This window comes from Roseisolibacter sp. H3M3-2 (assembly GCF_029211165.1).
Classification (GTDB): Bacteria; Gemmatimonadota; Gemmatimonadetes; order Gemmatimonadales; family Gemmatimonadaceae; genus Roseisolibacter.
Window position 1 is genome coordinate 1 of the sequence record NZ_JARGEK010000142.1, and the last position, 11,197, is coordinate 11,197.

Annotated in this window: 8 protein-coding genes; 4 read left to right on the top strand and 4 right to left on the bottom strand. The window is 77.6% G+C overall.

Annotation, left to right across the window (positions count from 1 at the left end; translation table 11 throughout):
- Positions 1–133 precede the first annotated feature (133 nt).
- The 4 genes from mobB to PYV61_RS12965 are packed head-to-tail and all read left to right on the top strand — an operon-like array spanning position 134 to position 2,724.
- Positions 134–691 carry a molybdopterin-guanine dinucleotide biosynthesis protein B gene (gene mobB, locus PYV61_RS12950; protein WP_275832141.1) on the top strand — a complete coding sequence of 186 codons (558 nt, stop codon included), beginning with the start codon at positions 134–136 and terminating at the stop codon, positions 689–691.
- 11 nt (positions 692–702) lie between these two features.
- Positions 703–1,170, top strand: a complete 468-nt coding sequence (locus tag PYV61_RS12955) for a GNAT family N-acetyltransferase (RefSeq protein WP_275832143.1) — start codon at positions 703–705, stop codon at positions 1,168–1,170.
- Positions 1,167–1,571 (top strand): MmcQ/YjbR family DNA-binding protein, encoded by a 405-nt coding sequence (locus tag PYV61_RS12960; RefSeq protein ID WP_275832145.1) that lies wholly within the window; start codon positions 1,167–1,169, stop codon positions 1,569–1,571. Before PYV61_RS12955 ends, PYV61_RS12960 begins: the two co-directional genes overlap by 4 nt.
- Before the next feature lie 7 nt (positions 1,572–1,578).
- The gene (locus PYV61_RS12965; protein WP_275832147.1) at positions 1,579–2,724 is read left to right on the top strand and encodes a lactonase family protein; all 1,146 of its coding nucleotides are present in this window, start codon (positions 1,579–1,581) and stop codon (positions 2,722–2,724) included.
- A gap of 153 nt (positions 2,725–2,877) precedes the next feature.
- Here PYV61_RS12965 and PYV61_RS12970 read toward each other — a convergent pair whose 3' ends face one another.
- From PYV61_RS12970 to PYV61_RS12985, 4 genes are all read right to left on the bottom strand, one after another.
- On the bottom strand, positions 2,878–5,562 hold the full coding sequence (locus tag PYV61_RS12970) for a PAS domain-containing protein (RefSeq protein WP_275832148.1): 2,685 nt from the start codon (positions 5,560–5,562) through the stop codon (positions 2,878–2,880).
- A gap of 285 nt (positions 5,563–5,847) precedes the next feature.
- Positions 5,848–6,471: a hypothetical protein gene (locus PYV61_RS12975; RefSeq protein ID WP_275832150.1), complete on the bottom strand. Its 624-nt coding sequence runs from the start codon at positions 6,469–6,471 to the stop codon at positions 5,848–5,850.
- A 244-nt stretch (positions 6,472–6,715) separates the two neighbouring features.
- Entirely contained in the window at positions 6,716–7,372 is a 657-nt protein-coding gene (locus tag PYV61_RS12980; protein ID WP_275832152.1) for a hypothetical protein, read from the bottom strand.
- Between the two features lie 217 nt (positions 7,373–7,589).
- On the bottom strand, positions 7,590–11,197 hold a 3,608-nt coding region (locus PYV61_RS12985; RefSeq protein WP_275832154.1), incomplete at its 5' end, for a hypothetical protein.

Genomic DNA, 11,197 nt, shown 5'->3' on the forward strand with positions numbered 1-11,197 from the left:
GCGCGCTCGCCGACGCCGTGGGCGCGCGCCGCCTCGCGCCGGCGGACGTCGCGCGCCACGGCGACCCGCGCGCGCTCCTGCTCGGCGTCAACACCCCCGACGACCTCTCGCGCGCGGAGGCGCGGCTCCCCCGATGACGACTCCCCCGATGCTGGCGATCGTCGGCCGCAAGCACAGCGGCAAGACGACGCTGCTGGTGCGGCTGGCGGCCGAGCTGACGCGGCGCGGCCGGCGCGTGATGACGATCAAGCACGGGCACCACACCTTCGACATCGACCCGTCGACCACCGACACGTACCGCCACTACCACGAGGGGCTGGCCGAGCGCGTCGTGATGGCGGCGCCCGACAAGCTCGCGCTCGTGATGCGGTGGGACGAGGAGCTGCCGCCCGAGGCGATCGCCGAGCGCTACCTGCGCGACGCCGACGTCGTGCTGTGCGAGGGGTTCAAGCGCGCCGCGCTGCCGCGGGTCGAGGTGTTCCGCGAGGCGGCGCACGACGCGCCGCTGTACGAGCCGGGGACGCCGGAGGCCGCGCGCTGGCTGGCGGTGCTCACCGACCGCGCCGCGCCGCTGCCGGGGGTGCGCACGCTGCACCTCGCCGACCCGGGGTGGCTGGACGCGCTGGCGGCGATCGTGGAGCGGGAGGTGCTGGCGCCGCGCGGCGGTGCGGGCGGGTCCGCGGCGCGCTAACTTCGCCGCCGATGCCCGTCGAGATCCGCGTCGCCGCTCCCGCCGACCGCGAGGCGATCCTCGCCCTCGTGCCGCGCCTCCGCGCGTTCGGCCCCGCGCCGCTGCGCCCGCCCGAGGCGATGGACGCCGCGGAGCGGGAGGCGCTCGCGGCGGCGCTGGACGCGCCGCGCGACGACGCCACGCTGCTGGTCGCCGCGGCGGCCGGCCTCCCGGTGGCGGGCTTCGCCCTCGCGCACGAGGCGGCGGACTACTTCACGCGCGAGACGCACGGCCACCTCGCGATCTTCGCGGTGGCGGCCGACGCCGAGGGGCGGGGCGTCGGCCGCGCGCTGCTGGGCGCGGTGGAGGCGTGGTCGGCGGCGCGCGGCCACCGCTTCCTGACGCTCAACGTGTTCGCCGCCAACGCGCGCGCCCGCGCCGTGTACGAGCGCGCGGGCTACGCGCCCGACACCGTGCGCTACCTCAAGCTCCTGGCATGACGCCCGACGCCGCCCCCCCGCCCCCGCCGCTCGACCCGCGCTCGCTCGCGGGGCGGCTGCGCGCCCTCGCCCTCGACTTCCCCGAGGCGACGGAGGACTTCCCGTGGGGGGAGCGCGCGCTGAAGGTGCGCGGCAAGGCGTTCCTCTTCCTGCGCGCCGAGGGGGGCGTGACGAGCTTCTCGGTGAAGCTCCCGCGCTCGGCCGCCGACGCGCTGGAGCTCCCCGGCACGGAGCCCACCGGCTACGGGCTCGGGAAGCACGGCTGGGTGACGGTGCGCGCCGACGCCGGGCGCGACGCGCCGCTCGAGACGTACGCGGCGTGGCTGGAGGAGAGCTACGCCGCGGTGGCGCCCAAGCGCCTCGCCGCCCAGCGCGCCGCGGCGCGCCCCCCCGCCGACTGAGCGCCCCATGGACCGCCGCACCTTCCTCGCCGCCGGCACGACCGGCCTCCTCGCCGGCTGCGCGCGCCGCGCCGCGTCCCCGTCGCGCGACGGAGCGCTCGTCTTCGTCGGCACGTACACCGAGAACACGCGCAGCGCCGGCGTCTACGCCTTCCGCGCCGACGCGGCGACGGGGCGCTGGACCGCGCTCGGCGCCACCGCCGTCGGCCCCAACCCGTCGTACCTCGCGCTGCACCCGAACGGGCGCGTGCTGTACGCGGTGAACGAGGTGACGCGGCTGGACGGCGCGGCCACGGGCGCGGTGCGCGCGTTCGCGGTCGACCGCGCGACGGGCGCGCTGGCGCCGCTCGGCTACGCGGCGCCGACGGGGGGCGGCGCGCCGTGCTACGCGTCGGTCGACCCGTCGGGTCGCCTGCTCATGGTCGCCAACTACGTCGGCGGGAGCGTGGCGGCGTTCCCGCTCGCGGCCGACGGGCGGATCGCCGGGCCGCGCTTCCTGGACCAGCACGCGGGGCGCGGCGCGCGCGCCGACCGGCAGGACGCGCCGCACGCGCACTGCGTGATCCCCGCGCCGGGCGGGCGGTGGGCGGTGTCGACGGACCTCGGGCTCGACCGCGTCACGGTGCACGCGCTCGACGCGGCCGCGGGGACGCTGGCGCCGGCGGGGGGCGCGGCGGCGGGCGCGGGCGCGGGGCCGCGCCACCTCGCGTTCCACCCGTCGGGGCGCACGCTGTACGTGGTGAACGAGCTCGATCTCACCCTCGCGGCGCTGCCGTTCGACCCGGCGACGGGCGCGCTCTCGGCCGACGGCGTGGTGCTCCCGCTGCTCGCGACCCCCGCCCCCGCCGGCAGCACGGCCGCCGACCTGCACCTGCACCCGTCGGGGCGCGCGCTCTACGCGTCGGTGCGCGGCGACGACTCGATCGCGCGCTTCGCCCTCGACGCCGCCGGCCGCCCGACGTGGGCCGACCGCACCCCGAGCGGCGGCCGCCGCCCGCGCAACTTCGCGCTCGACCCCGCGGGGCGGTTCCTGCACGCGGCCAACCAGGGGAGCGATGCGATCGTCACCTTCGCCGTCGGCGCGGACGGGCGGCTGTCCGCCACGGGGGAGACGGTGGAGGTGCCGGCGCCAGTGTGCGTGATCTTCGGGTGAGACCTGGTACGGCGTGGTCTGATACGGCGTGGTCTGATACGGCGTTCTCAGGTACGGCGTGACTTGCACCTGTTGGTCGAAGTACACGCAGTACCGGACCACGCCCTATCAGACCACGCCGTACCTGAGAACGCCGTACCAGAGAACGCCGTATCAGTCTTCCGGATATTCCGCCCGCCCGAGCGTGACGGTGAAGGTGCTCCCCTTCCCCTCCTCGCTCTCCACCGTCAGGTCGCCGCCCATCCCGCGCGCGAGGTCGCGGCTGATCGCGAGGCCGAGCCCCGTCCCCTCATGCTCGCGGGTGAGCCCCGAGCGCACCTGCACGAACGGCTCGAACACCCGCTCGCGCTGCGCGGCGGGGATGCCGATCCCGGAGTCCTGCACCGTCACGCGCACGTGCGTCGCGTCGGCGGCGAGGCGCAGCGCGACGCGGCCGCGCGGGGTGAACTTGAGGGCGTTCGACAGGAGGTTGAGCAGCACCTGCCCCAGCTTCTCGCGGTCGGCGTGCGCCGTCGCCTCGCCGTCCACCTCGACGTCGAGCAGCAGCCCGCGCGACGCCAGCTGCGGCTCCACGAGCGGGAGCACCTCGCGCACCACCTCGGCGATCGGCGTCGGGCGCACGTCGAACGCCACGTGGCCGCTCTCCAGCCGCGCGAAGTTCAGCACGTCGTTGATGCGCGACAGGAGGAGGCGCCCCGCGCGCTGCACGCGCCCCAGCGCCTCGCGCTGCGCCGGCGTCACCGGGCCGTGCAGCTCCATCTCCATCAGCTCGACGTGCCCCGCGATCGCGTTGAGCGGGGTGCGCAGCTCGTGGCTCATCGTCGCCAGGAAGCCGCTCTTGGCGAGGCTCGCCTCCTCGGCGCGGGCGCGCTCGTGCTCCGCGCTGGCCAGCGAGCGCGCCGCCGCGTCGGCGAGCCGCGCGCGCTCGATCGCCTGCGCGCACTGCTGCGCCAGCGCGAGCAGGAAGCCGCGCGCGTCGGCGTCGAACCGCTGCGGGGCGCCGAAGCCCAGCGAGATCGCGCCCACGGGGCGCGCGTCGGCCCCCTCGCCCACGAACAGCGGCAGCGTCGCCGTCCCCTCGCGCTGGATCGCCGACGCGCTCTCGGCGTAGTGCGGGTAGGCCGCCTGCAGCGCGGCGAGGTCGGGCCACCACTGCGGCGCCCCCTCGCGCACCGCGTCGGCGATCGGCACCGCCTCGGCCAGCGAGAAGCGCCGCCAGCGCCGCGCCGTCTCCTCGGGGACGCCGTGCACGCCGACCGTCTCCAGCCACGCGCCGTCGTCGCTCAGGCGCGTCACCCAGCACATGCGCGCGCCGAGCACGCCGCACAGCTCGCGCGACGCGAAGGCGCCGATCTCCTCCAGCGTGCGCAGGCGCACCAGCGCGGCCGTCACCCCCTGCAGCGTCTCGGCGCGGCGGCGCGCGGCGCGCTCGGCCTCGAACAGGCGCGCCCGCTCCAGCGCCTGCGCCGCTTGGCGGCCGAGGGTGAGCAGGAACTCGCGCTCGTCGTCGCCGAAGGTGCGCGTGCGGCCGAACGCCAGCGCCCACCCGCCGACCGCGCGCCCCTCGAGCAGCAGCGGGACGAACACCGCCGCCTCGACGTCGGGGGGCGCGGCGGCGGACCACGCGGCGGCGCGCTCGGCGGCGGTGGCGTACGACACCACGCGCCGCTCGCGGATCGCCTGCGCGATCGGCGACGACGGATCGAGCGGGCGCGCGTCCCACCGCGCGCGCGGCTCCTCGACGAAGCCGAGCGAGCCCACCGTGCGCAGCCCCGCCGCGCCCGCGTCGTCCTCGACCACCTCGACCATGGTCGCCGCGTCGGCGCCGAAGGTGTCGCGCCCGACCTCCAGCACCGCGCGCGCGACCTCGCCCGTCGACGCGGCGCCCGACAGCACGGCGGTGACGCGCTGCAGCTGCGCGAGCCGCCGCTCGTTCGCCTCGGCGCGCGCGCGCGCCGCCCGCTCGGCCTCGTGCAGCCGCTCGCGCTCGGCCGCCGACCGCTGGCGCTCGGTCACGTCCTCGGCGACGACGCTGATGCCGAGCACCGTGCCGTCCTCGGCGTGGATCGGCAGCCACTGCTCGATCCACGTGTGGCGCACGCCCGGGTCGGCGGGGGTCTCGCCCTCGAGCACGACGTCGCGCACCGCCTCGCCGGTCTCCAGCACGCGGGCCAGCATCGCTTCCGCCTCGACGCCGAGCGCGCCGAGCACCTCGCTCGGGCGGCGGCCGACGTGCGCCTGGGCGGGGACGCCGTTGAGCTGCGCCAGCCACTCGTTGATGCGCACCCAGCGCAGGTCGCGGTCGAACACGCACAGCCCGACCGGCACGGCGCGGTAGACGGCCTCCAGCTCGCCGTAGCTCGCGCGCAGCCGGCGCTCCGCCTCGTGGCGCTCGTGCACGTCGACGAACGCGCCGAGGAAGCCGAGCAGGTCGCCCGCCTCGCCGAAGCGCGGGACGCCGATGCCGATGGCCCAGCGCGGCGCGCCGTCGCGGCGGCGCAGGCGGCACTCGACGCGGAACGGCTCGCGGCGCGGGTGCGCCTCGCGGTACGCGCGCTCGACGTCGGCGCGGTCGTCGGGGTGCACGGCGTCGAGCCACCCGACGCCGAGCGCGCGCTCCTCCGACTGGCCGGTGAAGGCGTACCACGCGGCGTTGCAGTAGACGCAGCGCCCGCGGCCGTCGGTGAGGCCGAGCATGACGGGCGCGCCCTCGGCGGCGGCGCGGAAGGCGCGGAGCCGTTCCCCCGATTCGGCGGCCTCGACCGTGAACGACGCCCCGCCGGGGACGGAGTCCGGCGGGGCGTCGGCGGGGCGGTCGGGGCGAGGCGCGTGCGACATCACCCCGAATGTACGCGTCGGGGCCGCGGTGCGGGCGAGCCCGCGCGCCTCAGGTCCCCGTGTCGGGGTGGGCGCGGCTGCGGTCCACGATCACGCTGTAGCCGGGCCGCGCCCCCACGCGCTAGCGCGCGCGGGGCGGTCGGTCGGCGCCCGGCTCCGCCCCCGGTTCGCCGAGCGGGCCGAGACAGGCGACGACGGCGAGCGTCATGGCGACGGCGGCGAGTGCGGCGAGGCGCGTCTTCCAGCGCAGGGAGCTGAAGAGCCGCACGCCGGGGCGTCGGCCGCTCACTCGAAGCCGTTGTCGTCGCCGCCCGAGCGGCCGGTCGACACCATCCACCCGCTGAAGTGGGTGACGTCGAACGTCACGCCGAGCAGGTCGACCCGCGCCGGGCGCAGCTCGGTCACGGCGGCGCGGCCGGCCGCCTGGTTGAGCGACGCCTCGTCGACGAAGTGCGCGCCCTGCACGCCCGTCAGCGTCGGGAGCAGCCCGATGCCGGTGCCGAGCGTCGCGACGCGCAGCGTCACGGGCTGCGCGAAGCGGATGCCGTGCGGCTGGAAGTCGTACGCGACGACGCTGCCCGGGAGGCGCGTGACGGTGAACGTCGTGCTCCCCGCGACCGCGCCGCGCGGCACGATCATCGTCAGCCCGCCCACGGTGAGCGTGCCGCCGCCGGCGCCGATGACCTTCGTCGCCGAGGCGCGGGTCGCCGGCGCGGTCCAGCGCAGCCCCGCGACGTTGGTGAGCGTCTGCACCGTCCCCGAGACCAGCCCGCGCTGCGGCGCCGCGGCGGGGGCGGGCGCCTCCGGCGCGACGGGCGCCAGCGGCGACTCGGCGCAGGCGACCATCGTCGAGAGGAGGGCGGCGCCGGCGGCGGCCAGGATCAGCGGACGGATACGAGCGGAGGTCATCGCGGAGGGAGACGTGAGGAGGGCGTTGCTGTCGTCGCGTTCAGGTGTCGACCCGACGGCGGCCGCACTTGAGCGGTTCCGTACGAGTCGGCGAGAAAACTTGAGCGACGTGCCGTCACGCGACGGGCGAGCCGCGTCACGCCGCGCGCGCCGCGACCCCGGACGTGACGCCGACGCGCGCGAGACGGGGCGGCGGTCCACGCGGACCGCCGCCCCGTCTCGCCGTGCCGCGCGGGACCCGCGCTCAGAAGCCGAAGCCGTTATCCTCGCCGCCGCCGGCGCGGTCGACCACGACGGTGTAGCCGCTGAAGTGCTTGAGGCGGCGGAAGACGAACATCTCGTTCTTGCTGAAGTACGTGGCGAGGCTCGCGTCGGTCGCGCCCTCGTCGACGCAGGCCGCGCCGCTCTGCGGGCACCACACCAGCGCGCCGACGCCGAGGTCGGAGGCCTGCACGTCCTTCAGCCGCAGCGTCACCACCTTGCCCGGCACGAAGCGCACGTCGGGGCTGAAGGTGATGCGCGGGCGGCCGGCGGCGCTCGTCCAGCTCTTGGCCGTGAAGGTGATCGGCTGCGCGAGTGGCGTGCAGGCGGCGTCCCACAGCGACGGCCCGTAGCCCGAGGTCTGCGGGTCGCACACCGCGCCGGCCGGCATCGAGAGCTTGTGCGCGTTGGCGAAGCCCTGCTCGAGCGCGGCGGCCGGCGTGTACGTGAAGGTCGTGTACGTCGTGTCGCCCACCGACCACACGGCCTGGCGCGGCGCGGCCGAGGGGGCCGGCCCGCCGCGCGGCGCCGACGGCGCGTCGCCGCAGGCGACGAGGAGTCCGCCGAGCAGCGCGACGCCCACCGAGGGCAGGTGGAGGGCGCGGAGGGCGCGCGGGCGGGAGACGTGGAAGCTCGGCATGACGGTCGGGGCGTGTGTGGAGAGGCCCGGACGGTCGCGGCGTCGCGACTCCTCTGATGGCCTCGCCGTCATGTGTCGGCACCGTCATGATCGGACTTGAGCACCTCCGCGCGACTTTCCGTGAAAACTTGAGGGGGAGATCGTCACGCCGGCCGCGCGGGGCGTCACGCCGTGCGCCGTCGGGTCGGGCGGCGTGACGAACGGATGGCGGCGCGGCTCACCGGTCGAACACCTGGACCATGCGCAGCGCCGCGTACGGCCACGCGCGCACGAGCTGCGCCGCCGTCGTCGGGGCGCCGACGGGCGCGGCGCCGCACGGGTCGACCGACGAGCCGGCGACCGCGAGGAAGAGGACGCGGTTCCCCGCCGTCACCCCCGAGAGGTCGACGTCGACGGAGACGGCGCGCGGCATGCGCGCGTCGAGCGTGTGCGGGAGGCGCACCAGCGCGCCGCCGGCGCCGGGGCCGGCCAGCGTCCACCCGGCCGGCGCCGGGGTCGGCGTCCCCGCGAGCAGCCGGCCGACGTACGTCCCCAGGTCGCCGACGGCGCTGGCCAGCAGCGCGTCGGTGGTCGCCCCCTCGCGCCACAGCAGCGCGACGAACGCGTCGTCGCGCGCCAGCGGGCGCGTGTCGCGGTGGTGCAGCAGCACGTCGACCGTGGCGGGCTCGCGGAAGGTGACCCACGGCTCGGTGTCGGGGCGGCGCGGGACGACGCTCTCCAGCAGGTCGATCTCGGTCGCCAGCGCGTCCATCGCCGCCGGCGACTGCCAGGGCGCGCGGTACACCGCCAGCGGGTGCGCCGGCTGCGTCGACACGGCGCCGGCGGGCGACAGCCGCGTGCCGCCGACGACCGCGGCCCACAGCGCCTGGTCGACCATGCGCCCCGCCGGGAGCCCGAGCGTGGCGCGGTGCAGCTCGATCAGGTCGCCGAGCGGGTCGCTCCACCGACCGTCGGCGGCGACGCTCGGGTAGTGCCAGCGGAACGCGGTCTGGAAGGTCCACAGCTGGTGCGCGGGGACGTTGCCGGCGTCGATCACCGACGCGTCGGCGAACGGCCACGCGGGCGCCGCGGCCGGCGCGGCGCGCGGGCGCACCATCACGTCGGGGCTCGCGGCGACGAACACGTCGGGGTCGCCCGGCGCGCGGCGCGGGTCGGCCATCGGCGTCGGGAAGCGGCGGCGGTCGTCGCCGGCGTGCACGCGCAGGTAGGTGCGGCTGGCCTCGTCGGCGTCGAGGCGCACCTCCCACACGCCGCGCGACTGCACGGCCGCGCGCAGCAGGCGCGTCGCCCCCTCGCCGCCCGCGGGGTCGCGCCACACCGCGAGGTCCTGCGCGGTGGCCTGCGGGAAGCCCTTCACGAACGGGTCCCACCGGTGCGCGCCGGGGCCGGTGCGCGTCCCCTTCCACACGCCGGTCACGGTGCCGACGTAGACCTCGTGCGTGTGCGCGGGGTCGACGACCACCGCGTACGCGGGGTCGAGCGGCCCCTCGACGCCGCCGACGTCGAGCGCCTCGCGCAGCCCGGTGCGGTGGAAGGTGTCGGACGCCGACTCGTAGAACAGGCAGGTGTCGGCGCGCGTTCCCGGCGGCGACGGCCGGTTGCCGACGGTGGTGAGGTAGAAGTCGAGGGTGTCGGGCACCGGCCGGATGTCGGTGGCCGGCGTCGCCGCGAGCGTCGGCGCGCCGCCGGCGGTGCCGGGGAGCAGCTCGGTCGCCGTCCACGCGCGCGTCGCCGCGTCCTCCGTGTAGCGGACGATCCCGTCCTCGTAGAGCGCGAGCAGCACGGTCGGCGACGCCCACCGCAGCTGCACCACGCGGCCGAGCGACGGCGTGGGGATCCCCACCGTCTGCAGCGTCGGCGGGTCGGTGCCGAGCGGGCGCGCGTCGACCAGCACGCCGCCGTCGGCGGGGATCACGCCCCACGTGTTGAAGCTGCTCCCGACGTCGTCGCTCACCCACACGCGCGTGGTGCCGACGGCGAGGCGCCCGACCGACGACGACGCGCGCACCGCGTCGCACCCGGAGTAGAAGGCGGCCAGCCCCGACTCGCGGTCGGCGGCGTACGAGCCGCCGTTCTTGCGGCGCAGCGGGTCGCGGAACCCCGACGCCGGGCGGCCGAGCCAGACGCCCTCGGTGTACTGCGCCACCAGGTGGTCCGAGCGGATCGGGTGGAAGGCGACGCCGCCGCCGTCGCCCAGCAGCACCGCCTCCCACACCGTGTCGCCGACGCGCACCTGCGCGCCGTTGTCCTGCGCGCCCATGGCGACGCACTGGCTCGACGTGGGGTGCGGCGCGACGTAGCCCGGCTCCAGCGTCGCCAGCCCCGCCGCGCGCGCCGCGAACGAGTTCACGCGCCCGCCCATCGCCGACGCGAACACGCCGCCGTCGCACCCGACCCACACGTGCGCGCGGTCGGGCGCCGCGCCGCCGGGGCGCACGACGCGGACGGCGTGCACGTCGGCGTGCACGTCGTTGCCGATGAGCCCCGGCACGTCGGCGCCCGCCTCGGCGGCCCCGGGCGCCGCCGCCGCGCCGACGCGCGACACGCGCGACGCGGGGACCAGCGCGGGGGTCGCGTCGACGTCGAAGCACCAGAGCGACGCGGCCCACTGCCCGTTGGCGCCGAGCGGCCGCACGGTGCTGCCGCCGAGGTACACGCGGTCGGTGCCGTCGGCGTCGATCGCCGTGATCGCCTGGTCGTAGTCGCGCTGCCCGGGGTAGAGGTTCCCCGGCGTGCCCGCCACCACGACCGCGGCCGGCGCGGCGCCGAGGATCGCCGCCACGCGCCACACCGTCGGCACGTCGCTGTCGTCGACCGCGCGGCGCGAGCCGAGCACGTACAGCCGCCCGCCCACCGGCCCGCCGAGGCTCGCGCGCCCGCGGATCGCCGCCGCCGCCGCGGCCGTGCCGCCGAGCGCGCCGACCCAGCGCCACGAGCCGGCCGCCCCCTCGTCGTCGCTGTACGCGACGCCGCGCCCGGTCACCGCGACCACGATCCGCCCCTTGGCGCCGAGCGGGAGCCAGAGCACGTCGGTGGCGGCGCGCGTGGTGCCCGCGGGCCAGAGCGCGTCGTAGCCGTCGACGTTGGCCCACGTCCACCGCGCCGCGCCGCCCGCGACGCTGCGCGCGCCGATGTACAGCCCGCGGCTGGTGGCGGCGACCACGCGGTCGGCGTCGGCGCCGGTGGCCTTGCCCGGCGTCGCGCCCGGGCGGCGCGCGAGCCGGTAGATCCCCGCGCCCTCGAGCAGCGCGAGCCCCGCCTCGTCCTCCCACACCGCGTCGCCCACCCCGGCCAGCGCCGGCGCGGCGGCGGCCAGCACGCCGACGCCGCCCTGCGTGAACGCGGCGTGCGCGTCCTCGTCGGTGAGCCCGGTGGGCGTCGTCTCGCCGGTGCCGACCAGCACGTAGTCGTCGGCGGGCGCGGCGCCGAAGTGCGCGAGGATCGCGCCGCACGTCTTGGCGTTGTTGATCCCGCCGCGCGCGCGGGCGCGGTCGGCGAACGCGCCCACGGGCGACCAGCTCGCGCCCGCGTCGTCGGTGTACCACACGCCGCCCTTGGCGCTCGCGGCGTACGCGCGCCGCCCGTCGGCGCTCACCGCGAGGTCGCGGATGCGCCCCGTGACGCGCGGGCGCCCCTCGGCCTGCCCGAAGCGCACCACCGACGGGCCGATGGGCACCCAGCGCTGCGCGTCGTCGTCGGGGAGCGCGCGCGCGATCCCCTCGCGGGCGTCGGCGGCCAGGCGCGCGGCGGTCGCCGCCTCCAGCCCGCGCTCGGCGAACACGCCGGCGCGCGACGCGAGGAAGGCGCGGCGGCGGCGCGCGAAGT